The sequence below is a fragment of the Citrobacter sp. Cpo061 genome (genome assembly GCF_030332845.1).
GTDB lineage: Bacteria > Pseudomonadota > Gammaproteobacteria > Enterobacterales > Enterobacteriaceae > Citrobacter > Citrobacter portucalensis.
Map to the genome: position 1 here is coordinate 453,128 of NZ_JAOWHB010000036.1, position 25,211 is coordinate 478,338.

Here is a 25,211-nt window from a genome sequence, read left to right on the forward strand (position 1 = left end):
CCTCATTTTAAATAACCGCCGAAAGGCGGTTATTTGCATTTAGAGACCCCTTTCGGTTTTATGACTAAGGAGTCTTACATGAACAATAAAACCATCATCCTCACTGGCGATCGTCCCACCGGCCCGCTGCATCTTGGCCATTATGTGGGGTCATTGCGCCAGCGCGCCACGCTGCAACACGATTATCAGCAGTTTATATTGGTGGCTGACCTACAAGGGTTAACCGATAACGGCAGCACACCGCAAAAGATCCGCAACAATATTCCCGAAGTACTTGCCGACTATCTTGCCGCAGGAATAGACCCGTCACTTACCACCATCTGTCTGCAATCTGCACTGCCTGCTCTCGCAGAGTTAACCGCGCTTTATATGAACATCGTCACCGTGGCTCGCGTGGAGCGTAATCCTACGGTCAAAAACGAAATTGCGCAGAAAGGGTTCGCCCGCTCGTTACCGGTTGGTTTTCTGGTTTATCCCATCAGTCAGGCGGCAGATATTACGGCCTTCAAAGCCGAAGTCGTTCCCGTCGGCGACGATCAGTTGCCAATGATTGAACAGACTAATGAGATAGTGCATAAGATGAATAGCCTGTTACCGGCCCCCGTCCTATCGCACTGCAAAGCGCTGCTGAGTGAAACCAGCCGCCTTCCAGGGATCGACGGAAATGCCAAAATGTCAAAATCGCTTGGTAACACATTGCTCCTGTCAGCCAGCGAAGAAACCATTCACCGCGCGGTTAGCGCAATGTACACCGACCCTAATCATCTGAAAGTGTCCGACCCAGGGCAAATAGACGGCAATATGGTATTCACTTACCTCGATGCTTTTCATCCGGATAAAGCAAAAGTGGCGGAAATGAAAGCGCATTACCAACGGGGTGGACTGGGTGACCGGACATGCAAAAACGAGCTGGAAGTGTGCTTGCAAGAACTCATCGCGCCAATGCGCGAGCGGCGTGCAACCTACATTCAGGATAAAGGCATGCTGATGGCGATGCTCAAAAAAGGAAGCGAGCAGGCGCACGAGATTACGCAGCAGACATTAAGAGAAGTGAAGCAAGGACTGGGTTTGCCGGTGTTTTAATCTGGATTGATGTCTCTCCCGGTGGGAAATAAGCATCGGGAGGGATGACTCTTTATGGCGCTAATTCAACTCATATCACGTGACACCCGAGGTTGTGATTCAATGATACCCTGCTGAATGTAACTACCCTTTCCAGCCATTTACATGATTTACACATAGCACAAATACATAATCAAAATTAACCAGTAATCTCTATCCTTCCTCGCCTTTTCCCACCCTTATAAAATCGATTATATAACCTTAGCGAGTTTTAAAATGATTAACCGTAAAGCCACTGCATTATCTCTGACTGCGATTAGCATTTTATTTTCATCCGCTGTCTTTGCAGATGATTCAGGCAGCGTTAGCGACCAAATGACGGTAAAACTGACCGTCGAAAAATCATGCAAGGTCAGCGTTGATGATATGGATTTTGGTTCACACGGTAGTAATGATGGGGCTGTTACAGCCTCTGCCAAAGCTTATGTAACCTGTACAAACGGCACAGGGTATATGCTCGGAACGGATAAAACTCACGATTTCGAAATGAGTTCTAACGACACCGCCGATGCAAAAAAAGTAGCCTATACCCTTTCTACCGATCATCCTGGCGGCACTTCTCTGGCTGATAACGGTATTTCAGCTATCGGTACCGGTGAACAGCAAGCATTGCCCATCTTCGGGAAAGTAACGGCAAATGCCCTGAAACAGGCCTCTGCTGGGGACTATACCGATACCGTTACATTAACAGTTACATATTGATTTAATATTAAAGGTGCAGCATATGAAACGATTTATTTTATGGGTTGGTGTTAGCGTCTTGAGCCTGGCCTGCACAATAAATTCATACGCTGCCACCTTGCAGGTGTACCCGGTCACCCTGGGATTCTGTGGTAAAGAATCAGCCCAGGCTATCTATGTACGTAACACGGGTAGCGCCACTATCGGGGCACAGATCCGTGTCTATGCGTGGAAACAGCAAAATAATAAAGACAACTTGACCGAGACCCAGGATGTAATGGTTAGCCCTCCTATGACCACAATCCCGGTCTCCCGCCAGCAATTGATCCGGGTTATCTTAGCAACGCCAGGTAGTGGTGATACCGAGCAGGCCTACCGTATTATCGTTGATGAACTCCCTGGTGAAAATAATATGGCTGATAAAGATGGGGTTCGTTTCTTGCTGCGTTACTCCATCCCGGTATTTGTTAATTGTAAAGATACCCAACCCGTCAGTAGTCAACTAGATGTATCAATCGATCGTTCAGTTCATCCATTAATGTTAAAAATAAAAAACAATGGTACCCAACATGTTAAATTAAGCGATGTTTTTATTTTCTCTGGCAAGAAAAGTGTTGCCATGAGCAATGGATTACTCGGGTATGTATTACCGCATAGTGAAAAGGAATGGCCGTTACCGAATGGAATAACTACTGCGTCATCTTTATCACTTAATTTGAATGACAATGCTAAAACGCAGATCATTAACATTACACCTTAAATCCATTGTTGTTTTTTTATTGGTATGTCCTTCTGTCCAGTCAGCAGAAAATGAGACACTGTATCTGACTGCAACGATAAATGATCAACCAGTTAAGGGGTTTATCAAAGCCAAAAATAGCAATAATAAGATTTATATTGCTGCTCAAGATATGGATAAGCTTAACCTGAAAGAGTCATCCCTGCCGGAACAAAAGGGTTATTTTGATATCAGTTCACAAGATGGCCTCAGTGTTACCTTCGACAACCTGAATCAAAGCCTGATTATTACTGCCAGTAAAAACTGGCTCGACAGAGAAAGCCATCTTTCCAATAGCAATAGCTCGCGCCTTATCCGTATGTCCGAGTTATCACCTGAAGTGCGGGGTTTGGCACTTAACTACGATTTATTTGCCAGCAATGAAGACGGCGTACAAGAGACTTCAGCCTATAGCGAGTTTCGCACCTTTGGCGTTGGCCCCGGCTTTTTCTCGACCTCTTTTAACACACAGGAGTCGAGCAGCAACGAGGCACAAACAGGTACTCATCGCCTGATGAGTAGTTGGAACTACGAAAACGTGGATAAACTGCTCACACTCAGGATCGGCGATGGTTTTACATCCTCGCAATCATGGACAAATAGCGTTCGTTTTGGCGGCGTTAGCCTTGCGCATAACTACAGTACCCAACCCACCTTCAATACGTCATCGCAGGATATCCTGACCGATAGTGTTACGCTCCCATCCACGGTTGATCTGTACGTCAGAGGAATCAGAACCTCCTCGCAGAAAGTTCAGCCCGGACAATTTACGCTTAACACAGCGCCGATTTTTACCGGCAGCGAAGGTGCGCAGGTGGTCATCACCGATGTGAATGGTAAACAACGCGTGGTGGATTTGAATCTGTACGGCACCAACCAACTCCTTTCTGATGGCCTTACAACCTGGGGTATGAGCCTGGGTTGGGTACGTGAAGATTATACCTATCGTTCTTTTGCCTATGATCCACAACTGGTAGGTGTGGGCGACTGGCGTCACGGGCTGAACGACAGTACCACCATCGGCATGCATACCGAACAGAGTGGCAGCCTGCATAATCAAGGGATCGGTTGGGACTATTTGCTCTCTCCGTCACTGGGGACGCTACATGCCAACGCAGCCACCAGCCGTTATCAGGCCAATAGTGGCAACCAATGGGGTTCCGGCTGGCAGTGGAACAATCAGATTTTTAATTTCTCGCTCTCACACTCACAGGCCACTCGGGGATTTCGCGATATTTCATCTATAGCAGATAATGATATTGCCACCCGTGAAGATTCTGCATTTGCCAGCGTGTCGTTTGATATGACGGGCACTTTCGGTGCGAGTTGGGTCAGCCAGACATTCCCTGAGTATGCGGAACGCTATCTGGGATTATCCTGGTCTAAAAGTTTTGATAACCAGATCAACATTTCATCCAGCATCACACAAGCACTTGGCGACGATCACAACACTACCGTGTACGTCACGTTCAGTATTCCACTGTTCCGTCATCAGAATTACCTCTCAATCCAGGATAACCATGATAAAGACGGAAATTCCGTGCAAGCTAACCTAACGCGCTCACTGGAATCTAATAAACCGGGCTGGGGTTGGAATCTCTCTGCACAACAAGGTAAGAATAGAAGCATCCATGCAAGCCTCCAGCGCCGCAACACCTGGAGCGATCTGGCGTTAGGCTATAATCGTGATGAACAACAAAATAACTACTACGGTTCAATGACCGGTGCCGTAGGTTTGTTTATGGGGCACTTTTACGCCACCCGCGAATTAGGTAGCGCTTTCGCCCTCGTAGATACGGCTAAGGTACCGAATGTGCCGATTTATCTCGAACATCGCCCGGTTGGCCATACGGATAGTAATGGCATGCTGTTTCTGAACAACCTTAATCCGTACCAGGCAAACCATATCGACATCGATCCTCTCAGTCTCGATGAAGATTATCGCGCCCCCTACACTAATGAAATCCTGATCCCGCAAACCGGGCGCGGTGCCGTCGCCAATTTTAACATTTATCGCACACATGCCGTTCTGTTAACCGTCACTATGCGTGATGGTAAAAATGTGCCCTTCTCCGCAAAAGTTAGCGTGCAGGATACTCATGGACAGACACCCAGTCAGGGCACCCCACAAACCATTGTTGGTTATGAAGGTAAAATTTATCTGGAAGATCCCCCGACAGGCGGAACGCTGAACGTTCAGTGGGCATCTAACTCTTGTTCGCTAAAACTGCCATCACAATTTAACTCTTCTCATTCGGTGGAGAAAATAAACGCACTATGTCAGTAACTCGTTCCCTTTGGTTTATCGCCCTTTTTGTGGTGATGATGTTTAAATTCAGCCCAGTAGCTGAGGCCGCTAACTGCTGGAATGGTAGCCCTGCTGGACTGGATTTTGGTACTGTCACCCCCGGACAAACTGAGACAACCGCAACCCGACTTTCGTTTACCTGTAATAATTACGACGGTCAGGCCGAGTATGTCCGCGCCTGTCTAAAGGTTATGGCGAACAATCCGCTGGCGATGAGCCAGAACGAACCTTCAAGTACCCCGCTCTATTTTTCGGTCTACTCGATTTACAATCAACATTCACCGCTGAGTCAAAACAACAACGTGTATGCTCAAATCGATTTTGCTTTATCTACAGGCGGAACCGCTGAACATGACATACCGCTTATCGGCAAGATAAACCCCGGTCAGAGTAATGTCAGCGCCGGGATATACTATGATTACGCCACAGCAATCCAAATTGCATACACCTCAGCCAATTCATTACAAGCGCTCCCGGCCTGTGGCGCCCTGAATGGTACAACAATTACTGACCAGATGAGCGCCTCTGCCACGGTGAAAAACGGCTGTGAAGTTGTCAACGTGGATGATATGGCATTCGGCAGCAAGAGCCCCGCCCAGAGCGATTTGCTACAGGCGACATCCACGGCGAATATTACTGTCCAGTGCCCAACCGGGACGGATTATTCCGTCAGCATCGGTCATGGTCTGCACCCCAAGGGGAACCAGCGTTCAATGTGTCATAACGGTGAGTGCGTAAACTATGCGCTGTATCAGGATGCAGCACACTCCATGGAATGGACGCAGGGCAATCCGGAAAAACAGTATTCCGCTGATGGGCAAGCGCAGAGCCTGGTGGTTTACGGCTCCGTCCCAGCGCAGAAATGGCCATCACCAGGGGGTTATACTGACACTGTAGTGATTACGTTAACTTATTAACTCACAGATTTTTCGGTCAGTGAGCCAATGCGCTGGGTGTTTTTTTGCAATGACGCCCTGCCACGCTATTTGCACGAAAACACGCTGCAATTACACAGGGAAAAATCAATCAACCACAAAGTTAAACAAATATAAATCAGTAAGATAATAAACTTAAGGATCAGGGTATAGCAGCTATTAATGTGTGCCTGTTTATGCCCCAATTTGCCTCCAAAATCACGCCCTCAAGTAGGGTTAAACCGCTCCATAACCACACAGATCATTCATTCCTCTCATTAACATATTTCCGTAGCTCATTTCGAGCCACCGCACATTGTTCAGTCTTTGAGTTGTTGTATGCCTGCCTTTTGCACATCACATTCTCATCACCGATTTGATCATTCGTACTTATAACCTTCAACTAATCAAATCTTACGTGATAAACAGTGCCCTCTCTTACGACTGCTTAGTGCCAGAAGCGGATATCAAGAGCATAACAAGTGTTAATTTATCGGGAAAAGGGATATTATCCTTAATAGCGTTTTTGGTTCCGAGTGAAGTCTTGCATCCATTTCTCAATAATTTGAAGTGAGCTTGTGGTATGAATAATAATCTTTATCGTTTGATTGTTGATTTTCAAGAAAATGTCCAAGTGGCTTTAAAGCTAATGCATCGGTCTGGAATTAAAATGCCATCAAGTTGCTATGGGTGGATTGAATCTGATATACCCAATGTTGGTGAGTTAGATGGTGGTGTCAAATATTATAAACATGGGACTGGATGCAGGGTAGATCTAAACTCCGGGAGCGTAGATTTTGATTTTGGGGGGCGAGGTGAGGTAGGAGGGTTTAATTCTTGGTGGTTGACCAACTTTGCAGGGGAAAATCTAATAGATTACGGATTCAGAAATTTTGATGATGTCTCTGATCATTTAAAAAAGGCCCTAGATGATGGAGAACTGATTTTTCCAGATCATGATCTTTATTATTTTGCTAATGTCCCACATACTTACGCTATAGATACAGATTGCCGCATCCCTGAGGACATGCTCCCATGTCGCAATCACGACCGCGTATTAACATTACAAATTCATTATTTCGAAACGGCTGATCTTATGTTTAAAAATTACAATAAGCTCAACAAAAAAAATGACAAAGAATGGCCATTTGAGTGAGAGAGATAAATTTGACATGGGAATTTATCTCTCTACATGGTTAGGTTTTTTAGGTGTGGTCTGCGAAGGATTTAAAAGCTTAAACATGCGACTCTTACTCGATAATGAACGTCCTAGAGAATTTAAAGAATTATTACCAATTTCAGATGGCATCGGAAAATTGATGAACGAACATTCGAACTCACTCAGGATATTTAGAAATAATGTTTTTCATCTTAGAGAAAGTACTGGCTTTATACATCATTTTTTTGATAAGGAAGTTGAGCGTCTTCCATGGGCAGGTGAATTACATATAGCACTTTCACATTTCTTTTCGCAGTATAGAATTTTTTGCGAAGTGCATTATGTTATTAATGGGCGTAAAGGAGAGAGCAATATGATAAAGAAAAAAGTAACACGCCCTAAGAAAGTTGCTTTGAGATCTTAAAGATACATGCTAATGAGTTGAGCCATTCATCTTACCTAAAAACAATGTCTTCTTCTCTTCTTAATCGAGCTTGATGATTTTTCATAGCGTCCGCTTCGTGCCAACAGCGGACATTAAAAAGATTGATAGAGATTTGAACAACATATCAGATCATAATGCAACAACCTTTCTTTAACGAAGGCTGTTGCTTTATATGATTAATTAGCTTATTTTTTTTAGTGAATGAGAGCTTCGGAAGCACCGCCAAGTAAAGAAAGCACAAAATTTCTGGCGTCGCAATTATTTTTTATAACTCTGATAACATTTAGCTCATATCTTTTTTTATCTATAAACCCACATTGTTTGGCAACAGGAGTCAGCAAATTCGTTTCTCTTATTGGGTAACGACCAACAAGCGAGTCAAAATCAGATGAGTTCATTAAACTATTGAAATAAATAATTTCATCATTTAAAAATGAAGAAAAATTAATTTCTTTACTGTAGGTTCCGCCTTCACGAATATCTCTTTGCGTTGGAATTGAGGACATCACATCTGCTCGAATTTTTTTCTCTATTGCTCGACAACATAAATGTTCTTTTTTCTCTTCAAGAGCAGAGCGTATAATTTCGCAAACCTTACTAAAACATTCATCAATAGTAGAAGTCAAATTAGTATCCTTAACAGAATGCAATACCCATCTTATCATTTTAGGGTGATAGTAAATTGATTCGATTGAATGTACTGAAAGACTAAAAACAAAACTCGAATTTAAATTTTCTATTTGTGACGGAACCTTATTATCATTATCTATGATTCCGATAGCGTTAACCCAATGCGCAGCAGTGTTATTTCTCAAGCCTTTAACTGCCTGTTCAACAAGATCACATTTTTCTTTTGATATTACTGATACATTTTCAAATAAAGCACCGTACAACTCAGCATCCAAGCTTGATTGTGTACCTTCCACAAATAACATATTATTTCTTGCACCAAGAATATCAGTTTTGACTTGCTCATCTAAACCATTCAACGCCTCATCATATTTTTTTATAACAGCCGCATTCCATTGAATAGGTTGATCATTTTCATAAATGCAGCTATTAATACTTACAACTGTAGACTCTTTAAAAAAAGAAGGTAATGTCAATTCATGCGTTGATATGACAAAAGCACAGTCTCTGCGAGCCTCTATTAGGTTCGATAAGAGAAGAGATACGATCCGTTTGTGTAAGTGGCGCTCAGGTTCATCGAGCACAATAAGTGCACCACTATTAGCACATAAAACCTCACAACAGATGATTAATGCGCTTTTTTCTCCATCAGACATCCGGGATAATGAGTATTTTTTTACCGGTTCATAGCTAAAATTATTCACCATTAAGTTTGCTTCTTCATCAATGATAAATTCAAGATTAAATCCACTATTTTTAAAAATATTGTTAACAAGATCAATCTCGTTGTGAAGAACAAGTTCTTCTGTTTTACCACCTGCCTTTAAGTGTTGCATGCTTTTGACCGCATGGGATGTCGCTTTATTTTTTAATCTTACTATTGGCACTGCAGTTCTATCATCTTCCCAAGCCGTCCGATACCTACTACTTGCAGACCTGGAATCATTAAAGACTCTCTGGGATGCACTTTTATAATCTGAGTTACTATAATCAATTATATCCGTCTTAAACGCATTTTTCCGATGTGCAACCACGTATACGGAATTATCATCGGAGTGTTCTCGGTATAGTTTATTAACGAGAGATGATTTTCCTGTTCCATTTCCACCGACAAAAAAAACAACCTCTCCACAACGAACACTAATCGTTTCATTAGAACGATCATTTTTAATAAATGAAAAATCAAACATTAAGTAATCCTTTTACAATTAGTTATCTCTTTTAATATATTTCACTTTAAAGAAAAATAGTGAATGTCTGCCAAAATTTTACGCTTAAATACTTAGCTTAATCTAGGCTTTTCTTTATTATTTATCTCGTAAGGAGCATGTCCGCTCCTCGCTCACAGCGGACCTTGCGGCGCTTCACTAGATGCCATGAAACGGGCATTTCAGTAGTAGTTTGGGCTGTGTTCAAACTCACCCACCCCTTTGTGATACGATATTAGCTTTAAATTGTCACATGAGGTCAGATTTTGAATTCATACATTTTCCTTGCCGGGGCCATCGTAGCTGAAGTCATAGGTACAACCCTGATGAAGTTCTCTGACGGATTCACACGCCTATGGCCATCTGTAGCAACTATTGTGTGCTACTGCACAGCCTTTTATCTTCTCTCCCAGACTCTGTCGACTATTCCAACGGGTATAGCGTACGCAATTTGGTCAGGTGCTGGAATCGTATTAATCAGTCTTTTGGGCTGGTTGGTAAGTGGGCAAAAGCTAGATTTTCCGGCGATCGCAGGTATGCTTCTTATTTGTGCTGGGGTTCTGGTTATTAATATTTTTTCAAAATCCTCCCCACATTGATCCTCTTATCTTGATCGAGTAGGAAAAGTGCATATGAAAATACCAATACTCCATACGGAACGCTTGCTGTTAAAACCATTAGAAGCCGAAGATGCCTCGCAGATTCAGGTGCTTTATCCCCGCTGGGAGATAGTTCGCTATATGGTCTCCTCAGTACCCTGGCCCTATCCTGATAACGGTGCGGAGAATTACGTCAATAACGTTGCCCTGCCTGATATGGAAAAAGGGATTGCGTGGATCTGGACTATCAGACTCCGTGAGGCCCCTGACGCTCTCATAGGTTTAATTTGCCTTTATGACGTTGAGGATAATAACCGTGGATTTTGGTTAGCTCCGGAATATCAGGGGCAGGGTTTTATTCGTGAGGCCAGTAATGTCGCTACGGATTATTGGTTTAATACGTTAAATAAGACGGTATTGCGTGCGCCGAAAGCCTCTCTCAATATCCGTTCCAAACGTATTTCAGACAGTAGCGGCATGCGGCTTATCAAAACGGAAAAGAAAGAGTATGTCAGCGGTTTGCTGGATTCTGAACTTTGGGAAATCACACGCGACGAATGGAACGCTCGTCAGGTTGGTTAAAATAAATTATGGAATGTCCATAACCGAACCGCAGAAAATTTCTATTTTTGCCCTGCACCAATGGCAAGTTTATTAAAACTGCAGTTGCGATCATAATAAATAGATACGCAGCGAAGCCTGTCACTCGCGGGCAACATGAGTAATGCTATCTTATTTGAGGATTCAGGCATGGCCCCCTTTCATCAACTGACTGCCACCAGTTTGCATGGCCAGCCCATCTGTATGGCCGACTACGCTGGCAAACTGGTTCTGGTGGTTAATACCGCCAGCCATTGTGGTTTCACTCCACAATATGCAGGCCTCGAAGCGCTCTACAAGAAGTACGCCGCGCAGGGTCTGGTGGTGCTTGGTTTTCCCTGCAACCAGTTCGGTAACCAGGAGCCCGGTGGAGCCGACGAAATCGCGCAAACCTGTCACATCAACTACGGTGTAAGCTTCCCGATGTTTGAGAAAGTGGAAGTCAACGGTGCCGCTACACACCCGGTATTTCGTTACCTGAAAGACGAATTACCTGGCGTGCTGGGTAGTCGGATCAAGTGGAATTTTACTAAGTTCCTGATCGGGCGTGACGGCAAGCCGCTTAAGCGATTTGCCCCCTTCACTACCCCAGAGAAAATAGAAACCACTATCCTTACAGCGCTTAAAGTCTGAGCGCCTCTGTAATTCGAACCGATCCTGGTATGCCCCAGTTCGCTGTCTGAATAAAAAACACGCTGCAAAATCAACAAAATATAATCAACTTGCTTAATTACTCTGCAATCGCGTGAGATCAGGAAGAAAAATGCTATTTCCCTCTTGCCTCATTCGGTCTGTGCCGCTAATATTCGTCCCCGTTGTCACCTACAACGTTGCGTTCATAGCTCAGTTGGTTAGAGCACCACCTTGACATGGTGGGGGTCGTTGGTTCGAGTCCAATTGAACGCACCATCTTGCGTCCGTAGCTCAGTTGGTTAGAGCACCACCTTGACATGGTGGGGGTCGGTGGTTCGAGTCCACTCGGACGCACCAAATCATATCCCTTTGATTTGGTGCTATTTCACTTCAAAACTATTTTTTTATCTTCAGTTTGTATCCGTCAGTTTTATCATTTCCTTTGATGATTCAATAGCACTGCGCTAAATCATTCTAAATTCCATGCTCAACGCGTATCATTCACCTTCTTCGCATAATGTCATTCGCCAGAGATCGGATACCATGCCCTCTTCCATATTCCTGTTAACCGCAGGCAGTTTGCGCCCTGCATTTACGCCACTGATAAGCCAGTTCACGCGCATGAGTGGAATAGACGTTAATGTTGAATATGGTCCGGCCGGTTTATTGCGTGAGCGTATTGAAGCGGGAGAACCGTGTGCGCTCTTTGCCTCGGCCAACCGGGAACATCCGCAAAACCTGTTAGCACGTAATATAGCCGTCTCTACGCACACTTTTTGCTGGAACAAACTGAGCCTGGTCAGCAACCGAACCGGTGTCTGGCTGGATTTACTCCGCGACCCAACGCTGCGACCAGGTACATCAACGCCCGGCTGCGACCCTTCCGGAGACTATACCTGGGCATTTTTCGACAATATGGATGTACTGGAGCCAGGACTCGGGCAACAGCTTCGGACGCGCGCAATCCCGCTGGTGGGTGGTCGTGATACGGTAAAAATCCCGCAAGGAGAACTGGCGAGCGCCTGGATCCTGCGCCAGGGACTGGCCGATCTGTTTATCGGTTACGCGCATTACGCACACGCGCTGCGCGCGATGCCCGACGTACATTACGTGGCTATTCCCGATGAGCACAATATTCGCTGCGAATACCAACTGGCGGTGCTTGATGCATCCAATGAAGTCATGGCGCTGGTTGATTTCATACTCTCCCGCGGCGGGCAGGAATTTCTTAGCGCCGCAGGATTCTTAACGCTTAACGACGAATAGAAAACAACGGTGCGATAAACGGCGTCTGGTAGTTCTCCACGCTGAGTTTTCTCAGCGTTAAGCCATAGGCCAGGAATAAATTCTCCTCCGTCACAATGCTGTTCGTGGGCCCTGCCCGCCATTTTCCTTCAGGGAGTAGCAGCAAAGTATGGGAAGCAACCTGTAACGCATGAAGCGGATCGTGAGTCGAAAAGAGAATACTGCATCCCTGTTGATGGGCCAGATCGCTGATGAGCTGCAGCACCACCTGCTGATTGGCGAGATCCAGCGCGGAACACGGTTCATCCAGTAACAGCGTTTGACACTCTGTCACCAAAGCCCGGGCAATCATCACCAACTGTTGCTGCCCGCCGGAAAGTGAGCCAAATGAGCTGGAGGCGAGATGCGCGATATTCAACTGCTCTAACGCCTGCATTGCTCTTTTTTGATCCTGCGGACTGGGTTGCGCAAACAGCTTCACGTGCTGTGCTCGCCCCATCAGCACCACGTCGCTGACCGTGTACGGAAACGGCAAATGGCTATGCTGTGCCACAATCCCTATCCCACCGTTATTTTCAATACTCCCGCCTAAAGCAGGCAGCGTGCCGGTTAACGTATCGAGCAGTGTACTTTTACCCAGGCCGTTGCGTCCCAGCACGGCCCAGACCTCACCTTTCTGGCAACAGAACGTAAGCGGCTCAAATAGTGGCGCACGATACCCATAAGTAAGCTGATGTACACGCAGTGCGGCAGGTATCATGATTTCTCCCGACGGCTGGTACGAATGAGTAAGAAAGCAAACAACGGCGCGCCGAACAATGCGGTAATAATCCCCAACGGTATCTCCGCGTGCATCAGGGTGCGAGCAATATCGTCCACCACAATCATAAATCCGCCCCCCAACCAGAAGGCGCACGGTAGTAAACGACGATGATCAACCCCCACCAGCAAACGCGCCAGATGCGGAATCACTAATCCAACCCAGGCAATACTGCCGCTGACCGCCACCTGAGCAGCGACCAAAAATGCGCAGCACACCAAAACGCTGCGTCGCAGAGGAACCACCGCCACACCCAGTGCTCTGGCATCTTTGTCATTGAGCGACAACAGGTTTATCCGCCAGCGTAGCTGGTACAAAACCGTCGCGGCGATACCGACCGGGACCGCCAACAGCAGCACTTTATGCCAGTTGGCCGTCGCGAAGCTGCCCAGTAGCCAGAACACAATATTAGGTAACGTCTCTTCGGTATCAGCCTGATACTGGATCAGGCTCACCAGCGCGGCAAAAAAACCGCTCAAAATGATACCCGACAGGATCAATACCAGCGTATTCTCCAGCCCCTGTAACGCAGCAATGGCATACACCAGGATCAACGCTGTCAGACCAAAGAAAAACGTTGATCCCATCATCAGCCAGGGCGAAAGACCGAGCAGGATGGCCAGTGTTCCACCAAAGGCCGCCCCCGACGTCACGCCGATAATATGCGGGTCGACCAGAGGGTTATGAAATACCCCTTGCAGCGTCGCGCCGCATAACCCAAGCGCGCCCCCCGCCAGCAGTGCCATCAGAATACGCGGTAGCCTGACCGTCCAGATAACCTGGCTGCCTATTCCCTCAGCGTCGCTATAGTGCGTCAGGTGGTAAAACACTTCGCTTAACGACAGCGGATACTGTCCGAGGCATAGCGAACTGACGCCCAGCAACAGGACCACAACGATTAAGAGCGGTTGCTGGGGCAGAATACGGTTACTTAGCTGCATCAGGCTGCCAGTTCACACGATAAAAACGTTGATAGTAGTCCTGGGCCTGCGCATCAACGTCTACGTTTTTATAGGCATCCGGATACAGTTTTTTGGCCATCCAAAGTTCACCGATCGCCAACGCTTCCGGCATCGGATAGCCCCAGGCTTTGGCATATTCAGGCATCAACCAGACGCGATGATTTTTCACCGCATCAATCCCCTGCCAGTTCGGATCGTTTTGGATCTCAGTTACCACCTGCGGATAGCGATCCTGGACAAAAATCACCTGCGGGTTCCACGCTAATACCTGCTCCAGCGCAACCTGATGGGCGCCTTTCACACTGGCAGCCGCCACATTTAATCCCCCCGCGTGCTGCATCATCAGTCCCGTGTACTTCCCGGAGCCGTAAGTCATCAGATCGGGGTTAGCCATATAAATACGGACTTTTTGTGCATCCGGGATTTTTGCAACCGGCGCATTGAATTTTGCCCGCGCGGCAAAAACGTAGTCGATTAACGTTTCGGCCTGCGGTTTGCGCCCAACCACGTCAGCGATCAGGCGAATACCCTGCTTCAACCCTTCGTTGTAGACCTGCTCTTCATCGGCCATGGTCGGGTTCATTTTATTCTGTTGCCCGGTGGCATCCTTGCGTAATGAGATAGCCACGACCGGAATACCGGCGTTCTGAATCTGCTGGATCATTTCCGCGGGCGCATAGTTGGCGACAAAAACCACCTGCGGATGAATCGCCAACAGGCTTTCGATGTTCACGCTGGTGAGATCGCCTGGCGTCGGCAATGTAGTAATCGTCGGCATAAAGCGCGCAAATTCAGGCCCGAGCTGCTTTTTCCAGCTCGACATCACACCAACAATGTCCTGCTGGGCATTGAGCTGGACCAGAATATTCAACGTCTGATGTTGCAGCACGACCACTTTGTCCACGTGGTCAGGAATCGTGACCTGTCGACCAAGCTGATCGGTGATCGTTCGGTCGGCCTGAGCAGAAAACGCAAACAACATGCTGGCGCAAACCAGCACAAAAGAGCGGAAAGTTAACATGGGATACCATCTGAATAGAGGAGTAAAAACGATATGCATTAAATTATATAACGAGAGGCCTGGCAAACCATTTTCATCATGAGCGCACCAAACCCCACATTTCAGAGGGGTAAAAATGGCGTGCAATCCTTATTACGCCTGTCTTTATACGCGAGCGCTACTCCTGTGGGGGTAACGCGTTTAAAACTCGCATCGCCTGCTCCTGAGTGAGCGAATAATCGAAGAACTGGCGATAAAAATCTCGCGTTACGCTGACCATATCCAGGCCGCTAAACAATGCCGGATGCAGTTTCGATGCAGCCCACTGTAGCTGCAACGCGCTTTCAGTGCCGTAGCGATCCCAGGGGAACACGCCCGCCGGATTGCGCCAGACGTTACCCTGTTTCACTGCGTTAAGTTCTTTGAACAATGCTGCGTATGGCGAACTGGCGATATCACCGCACCCCGCACCGAGAATAATGACCTGCGGTTGCCAGTAGAGCACCCTCTCGGGCGACACCTCTTTCATGTTGCCGTCAACTTCACCTGCCGCATTCCGTCCACCCGCCAGCGTAATCCAGGTATCGATCAACGTGTTCCTGCCGTCGACTTTAAGCGGATTTAGCGATTGAATATGAAGTACCCGAGGGCGCTGATTTTCCGCCAGCTCCGCAGTTTTAGCCTGCACATCCGCGAGTACACGGTTGAGATACTGATTGTAAGCCGTTGCCCGGACGCGAGCCTGCTCGGTACCCAGAACCTCTGCGGTCGTAGTGACCGATTTTTCCATCGAAGCATAGTCAGTAAATGCCATTTCAAGGGCCGGAATACCCGCCTGACTGTAGCTTTGAGCATCCCCTTTTCCTTTTGCCACAAACACCACGTCGACGTGCCGGGCCAGCAAATCCTCGCTATTAAATGATGTTCCTCGTATCTGTAAGGCTTGTCTCAGAGAAGGATTGATTTTGAACATCCATGGCTGGTTTTCCTCATGGTTGACCGTCGCAACAATGTTACGACCAGCACCCAGCGTCATCAGCACCGAATGATGGGCAAACCAGCCATCCGCGATACGTTCAACATGCGCGGGAACGGTAACTGTGTGACCAGCATCATCCACAACCTGGCGTGTTGCCAGGGCAGGAAACGCCAGCCACACACAAAGCAGCCATGTGTGGCACGTTTTCATAAGCAACCCCTAAAAATCAACCTGAACAGAAAACTGAGCCTGGCGCGGTGCGCCAAGTTGAGCGCTGGCAGCCCCTGCGCCCGTGTAACCAGTCAATGCGCCCGGAACAATATTGGTCCAATAGTGACGGTCGGTGAGATTGGTGATATCAAACCGGAAAGTGGTTGGTGTGTTCCACAGTCTGGTGGCATAACGCGTACCGATGTCCACCGTGGTGTAACTCCCGACCCAGCTGTCGTTGGCATTATCGGTAGCCCGACGTCCGACGTAATGCATGTTCGTGTCGATATCCAGTCCCGGAACCCGTTCGATGGTGTAGATTGCGAGGATATTCGAGGCGAAGCGCGGCAAACCAACAACTTGCTTACCATCCGCATTGCTGGCCGCGGTATTATGAAGCGTTGGATCAAGCCAGGCTCCGCCGCCTAACACGCGCAAATTACGGGTGATATGCCCATCAGCCATCAGTTCCAGCCCACGGTTTTTCTGCGTACCATCCTGAGCAAAATCGCCATTGTCGTTGGTATAGGCAAAGGGGCGTTTGGCTTCAAAAAGCGCAGCGGTAAGCAGCAGATCTTTTACTGGCGCATATTTTGCGCCCACCTCCAGTTGATGGCTACGGTAGGGATCTAACACCTGCCCGGCATTGCGCGCCCCGGCGGGCGCGGTATCGCCCTGCTGCAAACTGTCCGCCCAGGTGGTATACAGCGTGACGTTCTCCACCGGTTTATACATCAGGCTGGTAGAACCGCTCATGCCATTGTCCTGCTGATGGCTGCTTTCATGTCCAGCTTTGTTGTAGTTACTGACGGTAAACAGGTTCTCACTGCCGGAAAGCAGCAAACTCCACTGCGGGGAAAAATGCAGCGTATCGCTGAGCAAAAATGCATGTTGAGTGGTGGTCGCTGAATGATAGCGATCGTTAAAATCTGGATACGGTGGTCGTGGATAGTCGGGATGTTGATCGAGGGAAGAATGCCCCAGAGTGAAAGTGCCGCCGTTTCTTGGATTATAGTTTTTCCACACAAATCCACGCATTCCGGTAGCAATATCCTGCGTCAGCCAGCCGGTATCAATGCTACCGGTCAGGTTCGCTAAATAACTGTTGATGGTAAACCGACTGGCCGCCGAATTAGAGGTTGTAGTGGTGTAATCGCCCCGGTTATCCGTCAGGGTGTTGGTCACGGCCGTCGACTCGCGGTCTGCAACCTGGTGCAGCGCCCCCAGATCCAGCATCCAGTTGCCGTCAAAATCATGCTTAATATGCATATCGACGGTAGTCGTTTCGTCATCATGACCGGCATAAGATTGACCATATTTACTGTCCGTAGGATCAAATGCCGCGGGAAAGTGAACGCCTTTCGCCAGGGCAAAGCTACCCGGCATGCCTTTTTCGTAATAATGGTAATAGCTGAAATTACTCTCCAGCACCGTTTGATCTGTCAGTTGAAAGTCCAGCCCCAAGCCAGCGTACTGTCGACGGACATGACTATCGGTGGTGTAGCTATGGCCCTCATCGTTCAGCAAGTTGAGGCGATATTTCACCCGGTCTCCCGCATCGATTGGGCCGCTGAAATCCATCGATGCCAACGTTCCCGACCCTGTACCTTGCCCTACTGTGACGCGATGCAACGGTGTATCGACAGGTCGTTTAGACACCAAATTAAACATCCCTGCTGGATTAGCAGGGCCATACAGCGATCCAACGATGCCGCTCAACACCTCAATGTTCTGGAACTGTTCGGTCGAATATTCCGTCGTGGAGACGGCGTTCAGGCCATCAATCATATGGTTTTGTACCACGCTCCCTTGCATGCCGCGGGTTTGTGGGCGGACGCCGTCACCCTGAACGGACGGTAGGTAGCGATAGGCGTCTTTCACATCTTTGATTTGTTGCTGATCCAGCACTTTTTTCGACAACGTCTGCACCGACCAGGGAACGTCTATCAACTCTCGCTCGCCGAGGCTACCTAACGTGACTTTTTTTTCGCTCGCCGGAGGTTCATGTTCCGATAACGAGGATTGTGACGTGGCTGGCGCCGAAACGATGACGGTATCTTCAGCATGAGCCGTGACGGCGGTGGAAAAACAGGCAAAGGTTAACAACCCAGAGGCCACTGGGGTAAATTTGTTATTTAACATTCGTTAATTCAATTCGTTAGATAGAAAGACTGGAGGCCGCTAACGCAAGCGCCTTCTCTTGAAGAGTACAGTTATTATATTTGTATGATGAATAGAATAGATCCAATCGATATATATGTAAATATATAACGGAATGTGGTTGGTAAATCCACGGCAACAAAAAAGCCGACGGTGATGACGACCGTCGGCTTTGGGTAAATGACAACTAACGAATTACTTGGTTGCTGCTTTGATAATATCGAGCGCTTTGGCGAACTGATCCTGCGGAATTGTCAGCGGGTAAAGGAAACGAATAACGTTGCCATACTGACCGCAGGTCAGCAGCAGTAATCCTTGCTCAAGGGCTTTCTTCTGCACGCGTTGTGCGGCAGCAGCGTTGGGTTCTCCTGTCGCTGCATCACAGAATTCAGCAGCAATCATAGAGCCTAAACCTCGCACTTCGGCCAGTTCAGGACACCCTGCTTGCGCGTCTGTCAGAGCGGCGCGCAGCTGTTCGCCGAGAGCCGCCGCACGCTGGCATAGCTGCTCATCACGAATGATATCCAGCACCGCATGGGCCGCTGCAATCGACAGCGGGTTTCCGGCGTAAGTTCCCCCCAGACCACCCGGCGCAGGCGCATCCATAATTTCGGCTTTGCCCACGACGCCTGACAGCGGCATGCCGCCCGCAAGGCTTTTCGCCATGGTCATCAGGTCCGCTTTATCGGCGTAATGATCCATCGCAAACAGCTGACCCGTACGGGCAAACCCGCTTTGTACTTCATCAGCGATCATCACGATGCCATGCTCGTCGCAAATACGGCGGATGGCAGCCACAAATTCTGGCGGTGCCACCACGAAGCCCCCTTCGCCCTGGACGGGTTCGAAGATAATCGCCGCAACCTGGGTTGGATCGATATCGGCTTTAAACAGACGCTCAATCGCTTTTAGGGAATCCGCCGTGGAAATGCCCTGCAATTCAGAAGGATACGGCGCATGGTAAACAGAGCCAGGGAACGGGCCGAAACCTTTTTTATAGGGTGCCACCTTGCCGGTTAACGCCATCGTCATGTAAGTACGCCCGTGAAAACCACCGCCAAATGCGATAACGCCAGGACGGCCGGTATGCGCGCGCGCAATTTTCACCGCGTTTTCTACCGCTTCAGCCCCGGTAGTGAAGAATGTGGTTTTACGCTTGCCGTCGATTGGCGCAACGACGTTGATTTTCTCAGCCAAAGACACATAGCTTTCGTACGGGACAATCTGATAAGCCGTATGGGTAAAAGCCTGAAGTTGCGCTTCGACTGCCTGCACCAGGCGAGGATGGCGGTGTCCGGTGTTCAGCACGGCGATCCCGGCGGCAAAATCGATGTACTGATTGCCTTCGATATCGGTAATCGTGCTGTTTTCTGCCGACTGGGCATAAAAATCACACATCACACCCACGCCACGCGGGGTGGCATCCAGACGACGTTGTTGCAGGTTTTTATTGTTCATTCTCTACACCTTGTCCATTAATACATTTCGGTTGAATTACCCTTTAAATTTAGACGCCGTCTGGTACTTTAATCGAGAGCCAAATCGTTTTATTTTAAGGATCCAAATGCGTTCACTTGCCGGAGATGTGATCAAGCATGCATTTAATCAGCAGACTGACGAAAAACTACATCGCCGTCTGTATGCCGCCATTTGTAGTTGCATCCTCGAAGGTAGCCTGAAACCGGCTACCCGAATGCCTCCGTCGCGTGACCTGGCAGGAGAGCTGACGCTATCGCGCAATACCGTCCTGCGGGTGTACGAACAGTTGCAAGCTGAAGGGTATATTTCCGCGCGCACCAGCAGCGGCACATTTGTGACCGACAGCGTGCTGGACAATCTCGACCTGCGTCCTGACAAAGAGCCTGTTGCTGCCGCTCTGGAAGATCACACCCGCTTATCCGCCCGCTGCCTTGAGCTGCTGGGTCATGCCAGCGCCAGTCCCCGTCAGTGGGGGGCATTTATTCCAGGCGTACCTGATGTAGAGCATTTCCCGCACCGGGTGCTCAAGAAAATTCAGGACAGGCTGGCAAGACGACTGCGCCCGGAGTATCTCACTTACGATGCCACAGGCGGCGTGAATGAGCTAAAAGAAGCACTGGCAGACTATCTGCGCACCGCTCGCGGCGTACGGTGCTCACCGGAGCAAATTCTGATTACTGAAGGTATTCACCAGGCCCTGGATCTGGTGACCCGGACTTTATGCAACCCCGGCGATCACGCCTGGATTGAGGAACCGGGCTACTGGGGAATCAAAAATATTCTGCGCATCAATGCCGTTAATTTTTCGGCTATCCCGGTTGATGAACAAGGCATGGTCCCGCCGGATGCAGGTGAAACACCGCCAAAACTTATTTTTGTGACACCGTCACATCAATACCCGCTCGGTTCGGTAATGAGTCTGAGCCGCCGCCGGCAACTTCTCTTTCGCGCACGTGAAACGCGAAGTTGGATAGTGGAAGATGATTACGACAGTGAGTTCCGCTTTTCCGGCCAGCCGATTCCCTCTTTGCAGGGGCTGGAAGAAGAGACACCGGTCATTTACATCGGGACATTCAGTAAGACACTCTATCCCGCACTGCGACTCGGGTATGTCGTGCTACCTAAATCGTTAGCCGCTCCGCTGAAAAAGGTTCATAACGACCTCTATCGTGGTGGGCATCTGTTGATTCAGGCCGCACTGGCGGAGTTTATTCGCGAGGGTTATTACGCGGCACACATTCGGAAAATGCGTCAGCTATACAGTCGTCGTCGCCAGATGCTGGTAGAGCTTATCAGCCGCCAACTTGGTGAACATTTTCTTGGTTCTTTCAGCAGCAACGCCGGGCTGCATATGATCTTACAGTTACCCTCCGGGAGCGATGATGCGGTCATTACCCAACAGGCGAATGCGCAAGGGTTGTTGGTGCGCCCACTGTCACGCTACTACGTGAATGAAGAGAAACGCAGCGGCCTGTTGCTGGGATTTGCCAGTATAGAAGAAAATGAAATGACGTCGGCGTTTACCCGACTCGCGGATATTATCAGGGTAAACACCGTGTAAGCACTGCCGGATAACGGTGCAAGCACCTTCTCCGGCAAACTGTTTAATGTGACGCTTTTTTAACGCCAGCCAGGTCTTCCTGGCTTACTTCGCCATTCCCTTCACCCCAGCTCTTACGCACGTAGTTGATCACGTCGCGCATTTCGTTGTCGCTTAACAAGCCACCGTAGGCAGGCATCTTAAAGGAGACGCTGCCACGCGTTGTCGGTGTTTCTGCGCCGTGGGCAATCACTCTGAACAGCGGTGTCGGGTCATCAACCATCACCAGTGGATTGTTAACTAAAGAAGGCGCGTTATCATCCGTACCTTTCCCTTCCAGACCGTGACAAGTTGAACAGTAGCGGTTATAGGTCACTTTGCCCGCCTCAGGTGAATTCGACCAGGATGCTGTAGTCGCCGCAGCACGTACCGTTTCAGGCTTCGCACTTTTCAGGCTCAACAGATATTGGGCGATCGCCGTGGCATCTTCGTCGGTCAGATACTGTGTACTCTGCGTGACGACTTCAGCCATCGAACCTGAAACCGCGGCATGCTTGCTTTTACCGGTCAGCAACAGCGATTTTAACTCCTGCTCAGACATACCGGTGCCGCGCAGCGACGGTGCATACCAGCCGTCAATCATCGCGCCGCTCAGGTATTCGGCATCAGCATTAGTATACGCTTTTTCGTTCATCGCCATGCCTCTCGGGGTATGGCATGAACCGCAGTGTCCGGGGCCTTCCACCAGATAAGCACCCCGTTTTACCAGGGCAGCATTATCATCCGTTTTCACGCCCTCTACAGCCGTCACTGGCGCGTCGGTAAACAGCCAGTTCCAGATATGCAGCGGCCAGCGGGCGGAGAGTAGCCACGGAATGGCATTCTCTTTATTGGGCTCTGCTGACGGCGTGACGTCATGCATAAAATAGCTATACAGCGCCTTAACATCCTCGTCAGAAAGTTTCGCATAGGAGGGATAAGGCATAGCCGGATAGAGCGGATGACCATCTTTGGCGATCCCCTGCCGTACGGCCTTTTCAAAATCCTCGTAAGAATAATTTCCAATACCCTGCGTTTTGTCCGGGGTAATGTTGGTCGAATAAATATCCCCCACCGGAGTAGGAAACTTTTTGCCCCCCGCCATCGCCGCACCACCTTCTGCTGTGTGACAGGCGACGCAGTCTGAAATTCGCGCGATGTATTCACCGTTAGATTCAGCAGCGGAAACCGAAGCGGTAAATAAACAGGCGGCGAGAATGGTTACATTACGCATAGATCACCCCATATCCTTGAGTTCATTAACCGCACGCCATGCCTGATCGATTGCCGTGTGGGCATAAGCACTCCAGTCAGAATCAGAGTTAGCGATGGCAATGCGACCGACTGGCTTACGCGCCCGTTCGATAATTTCTGGCATCTTATCCATATCATCGAACAGCGAGTTGGCGTAGTACGCATAGCCATGCGCCCAGCGGTTAACCGTAATGGCGGCAATATCGCGTTGATTATCAAAGCCCGTTGAGCCAAACATTTCCTGCAACTGGGAGCGAATCATCTCCTCATGCGCGGCAAAAGTGGTCCCCAGCAAATAGGCTCGTCCCAGACGGAACTGCTCTCTGGCCGACAGGTTACTGCCCGGATAGGTCGGCACATAGACCATATGAATGACCATCGGATCGTCCGGGGAGGCCGGATGTTGATACCCACCAATACTGACCGGATAGTCGAGCTTGACCCTGCTATAAGGTGCCGCCGGAGAATAAAACTCATGTACGCCAAGCTGTTTGAACGCCTGCCAGTTTTTGACCACCACGTTGGTGTACACCAGCGGTGCCTTCACGTTCAGTTTAAGATCCGCCTGCTGCTGTTCCGGCATCTCAGGCACCAGATACGGGATCATCATGTTATAACCTGCCATGATGGTGTTCTTACCGCGCACACGGTGCATTTTACCGTCACGCAGATAGGTCACCGCCACGCCATCCTGCACGTTGGCCGCATTAATCACCGTGCTGTTCAGGCGCAGGCGCGTGGTGTTTTCCGGCAGATCCAGCTTTTCGTAATGTAGTCTGGCGAGGACAGAGTCTTCCATCGTGTTGCCCGGTAGCGCATCCGGCAGCATATATCTGACTAACAGGCGGGCTAACCCGGCGTTACCGTCCGGGAAGTGGTAAACATACGGCTCTTCGAGGTCGGCCAGCGACTCTCCGTCCAGCGGCGGTAACCCCATCCCTTCCATGCCGGGTAAGGCGCACGCCCTGGCATCACTACAAGAAATACCTTCAATACCAATAGCAAAGAAGTCGTTGGAACGCTGCTGGAAATAGAGCAGCGCCATTTTGCTCAAACCGACTTTTGTTGCCAAAAATTCACTGTAGCTGTGGGTATCCAGCCATTCCATTTTCTCATCGACCGTCATTCCCGGCAGGTAATCACCGGGCCGGACGTGCAGGTCGATCAGCGCTTTTCTGTCATTCTCACTTAGCGGAAAATCATTGATAAAGTCTTCAATTTTACGCCCATTGAGCCTGTCCGGCGGAATATCATCAGATACCGCGCGGCCCGGATCGCCGCTGACGATTTTTGTTTCGCCAAAATTCTTCTTATCGAAGAAAACGCCGCGACTGAGCTGCCAGTCGGGGTAGAAGTTTACGTCAAAACTCTCTTTCAACCGCGTGACGCTGACGCCCACGGTTTCCATCAACTTTTGTACTTCAGGGCTGAAATTATGCGCAGGGGACTGGAATGCTTCGCTGCCACCATAACCGAGTAATTTCTTACCCGAGCTGGTAAATTCATTGCGTTTGGCGTGTCCACCAAAGTCGTCATGGTTATCGAGGATCAGGATCCGGCTATTTTGCCCGGCAACTTGACGCCAAAAACAACCGGCAGCTAACCCGCTAATACCGCCACCCACAATCACCAGATCGTACTCTTCCTCAACGGGCAGAGCGTTTAAATCAAAATGTTTATGCTCGCGACCTAGCACATGCGCCATTTCAAACGATCCAGGATGATTGCCCCGCAGCCCCGTCAGCGCAGGAGGATAATAATTTCCATCTATAAATGCGTTTCCCTTTCCTGCCGCCCTGACCCACTCCAGCGGGGTAAGTCCCGCCGCAATAGTCACCGCGACGCCGTTGAGAAAATCACGTCTGGTAATTGCCATTAACTTTTTTCCTTATTGCTACACACTGCCTTTAATACGACACAAATAAGAGAGATACCCCTTCTTATTTATAAAGGGGTACAACCGACTACTTCACTGGCTTTAACTCTTCATCCAGTTTTTTAGAATCATAATAATCACCCTGCCAGGTGATTTTTCCTGCTTTAACATGAATATAGCTGACGCCTTCAAATTTGATCGGATTATTTGTCGGCGGACTCCCTGCCCATTCACCACTATTTTTGCCTGAAAATTCCCAACGAAAGGCCACGGTATCTTCGTCGTAGACGGGTTTTCCAACCATTTTCCAGCTAAGATCTGGAACCGCCTTAATAAAAGCGCCGATAACCTCTTTTTCTGCTTTTTCCCTGCCGTTTATCGGTTCTCCTGCGGCGGCATCATAATAGACCGCATCATCAGCAAGAAATTGAGCGGCTCGCGAAGCATCATGCGCATTCCACGCCGCCATATACTCTTTTACGGTATTCAGCGATGTACTTTCTGCCAGGCTATAGCCCGAGAACATCACTAATGAAAGCACCGCGATTTTTAATGTTTTCATCGTAACCC

22 protein-coding genes and 2 tRNA genes are annotated in these 25,211 nt (G+C 48.7%); 14 read left to right on the forward strand and 10 right to left on the reverse strand.

Annotation, left to right across the window (positions count from 1 at the left end):
* Positions 1-78: 78 nt before the first annotated feature.
* From trpS to OGX97_RS08225, 7 genes are all read left to right on the forward strand, one after another.
* Positions 79-1,083: a tryptophan--tRNA ligase gene (gene trpS, locus OGX97_RS08195; RefSeq protein WP_032943285.1), complete on the forward strand. Its 1,005-nt coding sequence runs from the start codon at positions 79-81 to the stop codon at positions 1,081-1,083.
* A 255-nt stretch (positions 1,084-1,338) separates the two neighbouring features.
* Positions 1,339-1,824: a Csu type fimbrial protein gene (locus OGX97_RS08200; RefSeq protein ID WP_003832728.1), complete on the forward strand. Its 486-nt coding sequence runs from the start codon at positions 1,339-1,341 to the stop codon at positions 1,822-1,824.
* Positions 1,825-1,846: 22 nt separating this feature from the next.
* On the forward strand, positions 1,847-2,563 hold the full coding sequence (locus OGX97_RS08205; RefSeq protein ID WP_060682266.1) for a fimbrial biogenesis chaperone: 717 nt from the start codon (positions 1,847-1,849) through the stop codon (positions 2,561-2,563).
* 151 nt (positions 2,564-2,714) lie between these two features.
* Positions 2,715-4,868: a fimbria/pilus outer membrane usher protein gene (locus tag OGX97_RS08210; RefSeq protein ID WP_235123907.1), complete on the forward strand. Its 2,154-nt coding sequence runs from the start codon at positions 2,715-2,717 to the stop codon at positions 4,866-4,868.
* Positions 4,859-5,806 (forward strand): Csu type fimbrial protein, encoded by a 948-nt coding sequence (locus OGX97_RS08215; protein ID WP_235123910.1) that lies wholly within the window; start codon positions 4,859-4,861, stop codon positions 5,804-5,806. Before OGX97_RS08210 ends, OGX97_RS08215 begins: the two co-directional genes overlap by 10 nt.
* Positions 5,807-6,386: 580 nt before the next feature.
* Positions 6,387-6,959 carry a DUF6896 domain-containing protein gene (locus OGX97_RS08220; RefSeq protein WP_235123912.1) on the forward strand — a complete coding sequence of 191 codons (573 nt, stop codon included), beginning with the start codon at positions 6,387-6,389 and terminating at the stop codon, positions 6,957-6,959.
* Positions 6,952-7,386, forward strand: a complete 435-nt coding sequence (locus tag OGX97_RS08225; RefSeq protein WP_235123915.1) for a hypothetical protein — start codon at positions 6,952-6,954, stop codon at positions 7,384-7,386. Before OGX97_RS08220 ends, OGX97_RS08225 begins: the two co-directional genes overlap by 8 nt.
* A gap of 215 nt (positions 7,387-7,601) precedes the next feature.
* Here the strand turns inward: OGX97_RS08225 and OGX97_RS08230 are convergent, their stop codons facing one another.
* Positions 7,602-9,227 (reverse strand): ATP-binding cassette domain-containing protein, encoded by a 1,626-nt coding sequence (locus OGX97_RS08230; protein ID WP_235123916.1) that lies wholly within the window; start codon positions 9,225-9,227, stop codon positions 7,602-7,604.
* A 284-nt stretch (positions 9,228-9,511) separates the two neighbouring features.
* Here OGX97_RS08230 and OGX97_RS08235 point away from each other — a divergent pair, with 284 nt between their 5' ends.
* The 6 genes from OGX97_RS08235 to OGX97_RS08260 all read left to right on the forward strand — a co-directional run bounded on the left by OGX97_RS08235 (position 9,512) and on the right by OGX97_RS08260 (position 12,343).
* Positions 9,512-9,844: an EmrE family multidrug efflux SMR transporter gene (locus OGX97_RS08235; protein WP_063941528.1), complete on the forward strand. Its 333-nt coding sequence runs from the start codon at positions 9,512-9,514 to the stop codon at positions 9,842-9,844.
* Between the two features lie 33 nt (positions 9,845-9,877).
* Complete coding sequence (locus OGX97_RS08240; RefSeq protein ID WP_235127610.1) at positions 9,878-10,426, forward strand: GNAT family N-acetyltransferase; 549 nt, start codon at positions 9,878-9,880, stop codon at positions 10,424-10,426.
* Positions 10,427-10,594: 168 nt separating this feature from the next.
* Positions 10,595-11,077, forward strand: a complete 483-nt coding sequence (locus OGX97_RS08245) for a glutathione peroxidase (protein ID WP_100272531.1) — start codon at positions 10,595-10,597, stop codon at positions 11,075-11,077.
* A 199-nt stretch (positions 11,078-11,276) separates the two neighbouring features.
* Positions 11,277-11,353: transfer RNA gene (locus tag OGX97_RS08250), tRNA-Val, on the forward strand.
* A gap of 4 nt (positions 11,354-11,357) precedes the next feature.
* A tRNA-Val gene (locus tag OGX97_RS08255) sits at positions 11,358-11,434 on the forward strand.
* Positions 11,435-11,620: 186 nt separating this feature from the next.
* Complete coding sequence (locus OGX97_RS08260) at positions 11,621-12,343, forward strand: substrate-binding domain-containing protein (protein ID WP_235123918.1); 723 nt, start codon at positions 11,621-11,623, stop codon at positions 12,341-12,343.
* Here the strand turns inward: OGX97_RS08260 and OGX97_RS08265 are convergent.
* The 6 genes from OGX97_RS08265 to puuE all read right to left on the reverse strand — a co-directional run bounded on the left by OGX97_RS08265 (position 12,330) and on the right by puuE (position 19,911).
* On the reverse strand, positions 12,330-13,082 hold the full coding sequence (locus tag OGX97_RS08265; protein ID WP_235123920.1) for an ABC transporter ATP-binding protein: 753 nt from the start codon (positions 13,080-13,082) through the stop codon (positions 12,330-12,332). The genes OGX97_RS08260 and OGX97_RS08265 overlap by 14 nt on opposite strands.
* Positions 13,079-14,083 carry a FecCD family ABC transporter permease gene (locus OGX97_RS08270; RefSeq protein ID WP_003832715.1) on the reverse strand — a complete coding sequence of 335 codons (1,005 nt, stop codon included), beginning with the start codon at positions 14,081-14,083 and terminating at the stop codon, positions 13,079-13,081. Before OGX97_RS08270 ends, OGX97_RS08265 begins: the two co-directional genes overlap by 4 nt.
* Positions 14,070-15,125 carry an ABC transporter substrate-binding protein gene (locus OGX97_RS08275; RefSeq protein WP_235123922.1) on the reverse strand — a complete coding sequence of 352 codons (1,056 nt, stop codon included), beginning with the start codon at positions 15,123-15,125 and terminating at the stop codon, positions 14,070-14,072. The genes OGX97_RS08270 and OGX97_RS08275 overlap by 14 nt, the downstream gene beginning before the upstream one ends.
* A 157-nt stretch (positions 15,126-15,282) precedes the next feature.
* Positions 15,283-16,293 carry an ABC transporter substrate-binding protein gene (locus tag OGX97_RS08280; protein ID WP_079933958.1) on the reverse strand — a complete coding sequence of 337 codons (1,011 nt, stop codon included), beginning with the start codon at positions 16,291-16,293 and terminating at the stop codon, positions 15,283-15,285.
* A 9-nt stretch (positions 16,294-16,302) separates the two neighbouring features.
* The gene (locus tag OGX97_RS08285) at positions 16,303-18,435 is read right to left on the reverse strand and encodes a TonB-dependent receptor (RefSeq protein ID WP_235123924.1); all 2,133 of its coding nucleotides are present in this window, start codon (positions 18,433-18,435) and stop codon (positions 16,303-16,305) included.
* A gap of 213 nt (positions 18,436-18,648) precedes the next feature.
* Positions 18,649-19,911: a 4-aminobutyrate transaminase gene (gene puuE, locus OGX97_RS08290; protein WP_071446917.1), complete on the reverse strand. Its 1,263-nt coding sequence runs from the start codon at positions 19,909-19,911 to the stop codon at positions 18,649-18,651.
* Between the two features lie 106 nt (positions 19,912-20,017).
* On the opposite strand from puuE, the gene pdxR reads away from it, so the two are divergent.
* Complete coding sequence (pdxR, locus tag OGX97_RS08295) at positions 20,018-21,493, forward strand: MocR-like pyridoxine biosynthesis transcription factor PdxR (protein WP_235123926.1); 1,476 nt, start codon at positions 20,018-20,020, stop codon at positions 21,491-21,493.
* Between the two features lie 43 nt (positions 21,494-21,536).
* On the opposite strand, the gene OGX97_RS08300 is transcribed toward pdxR, so the two are convergent.
* The 3 genes from OGX97_RS08300 to OGX97_RS08310 form a co-directional block, all read right to left on the reverse strand.
* A complete protein-coding gene (locus OGX97_RS08300; RefSeq protein ID WP_235123928.1) occupies positions 21,537-22,745 on the reverse strand; it encodes a c-type cytochrome in 1,209 nt (402 codons plus the stop codon).
* Between the two features lie 3 nt (positions 22,746-22,748).
* Positions 22,749-24,641: an NAD(P)-binding protein gene (locus tag OGX97_RS08305; protein ID WP_235123930.1), complete on the reverse strand. Its 1,893-nt coding sequence runs from the start codon at positions 24,639-24,641 to the stop codon at positions 22,749-22,751.
* A gap of 88 nt (positions 24,642-24,729) precedes the next feature.
* Complete coding sequence (locus OGX97_RS08310; protein ID WP_032943249.1) at positions 24,730-25,203, reverse strand: ester cyclase; 474 nt, start codon at positions 25,201-25,203, stop codon at positions 24,730-24,732.
* Positions 25,204-25,211 lie beyond the last annotated feature (8 nt).

Bases quoted from the DNA above. Each gene is read 5' to 3' on its own strand.
- OGX97_RS08260 (WP_235123918.1), top strand. From the start codon at position 11,621: ATGCCCTCTTCCATATTCCTGTTAACCGCAGGCAGTTTGCGCCCTGCA.
- OGX97_RS08300 (WP_235123928.1), bottom strand. From the start codon at position 22,745: ATGCGTAATGTAACCATTCTCGCCGCCTGTTTATTTACCGCTTCGGTT.
- OGX97_RS08245 (WP_100272531.1), top strand. From the start codon at position 10,595: ATGGCCCCCTTTCATCAACTGACTGCCACCAGTTTGCATGGCCAGCCC.
- OGX97_RS08215 (WP_235123910.1), top strand. From the start codon at position 4,859: ATGTCAGTAACTCGTTCCCTTTGGTTTATCGCCCTTTTTGTGGTGATG.
- OGX97_RS08280 (WP_079933958.1), bottom strand. From the start codon at position 16,293: ATGAAAACGTGCCACACATGGCTGCTTTGTGTGTGGCTGGCGTTTCCT.
- OGX97_RS08230 (WP_235123916.1), bottom strand. From the start codon at position 9,227: ATGTTTGATTTTTCATTTATTAAAAATGATCGTTCTAATGAAACGATT.
- OGX97_RS08200 (WP_003832728.1), top strand. From the start codon at position 1,339: ATGATTAACCGTAAAGCCACTGCATTATCTCTGACTGCGATTAGCATT.
- OGX97_RS08285 (WP_235123924.1), bottom strand. From the start codon at position 18,435: ATGTTAAATAACAAATTTACCCCAGTGGCCTCTGGGTTGTTAACCTTT.
- OGX97_RS08310 (WP_032943249.1), bottom strand. From the start codon at position 25,203: ATGAAAACATTAAAAATCGCGGTGCTTTCATTAGTGATGTTCTCGGGC.
- pdxR (WP_235123926.1), top strand. From the start codon at position 20,018: ATGCGTTCACTTGCCGGAGATGTGATCAAGCATGCATTTAATCAGCAG.
- OGX97_RS08265 (WP_235123920.1), bottom strand. From the start codon at position 13,082: ATGATACCTGCCGCACTGCGTGTACATCAGCTTACTTATGGGTATCGT.
- OGX97_RS08240 (WP_235127610.1), top strand. From the start codon at position 9,878: ATGAAAATACCAATACTCCATACGGAACGCTTGCTGTTAAAACCATTA.
- OGX97_RS08270 (WP_003832715.1), bottom strand. From the start codon at position 14,083: ATGCAGCTAAGTAACCGTATTCTGCCCCAGCAACCGCTCTTAATCGTT.
- OGX97_RS08205 (WP_060682266.1), top strand. From the start codon at position 1,847: ATGAAACGATTTATTTTATGGGTTGGTGTTAGCGTCTTGAGCCTGGCC.
- puuE (WP_071446917.1), bottom strand. From the start codon at position 19,911: ATGAACAATAAAAACCTGCAACAACGTCGTCTGGATGCCACCCCGCGT.
- OGX97_RS08275 (WP_235123922.1), bottom strand. From the start codon at position 15,125: ATGTTAACTTTCCGCTCTTTTGTGCTGGTTTGCGCCAGCATGTTGTTT.
- OGX97_RS08305 (WP_235123930.1), bottom strand. From the start codon at position 24,641: ATGGCAATTACCAGACGTGATTTTCTCAACGGCGTCGCGGTGACTATT.
- trpS (WP_032943285.1), top strand. From the start codon at position 79: ATGAACAATAAAACCATCATCCTCACTGGCGATCGTCCCACCGGCCCG.
- OGX97_RS08210 (WP_235123907.1), top strand. From the start codon at position 2,715: ATGGATAAGCTTAACCTGAAAGAGTCATCCCTGCCGGAACAAAAGGGT.
- OGX97_RS08220 (WP_235123912.1), top strand. From the start codon at position 6,387: ATGAATAATAATCTTTATCGTTTGATTGTTGATTTTCAAGAAAATGTC.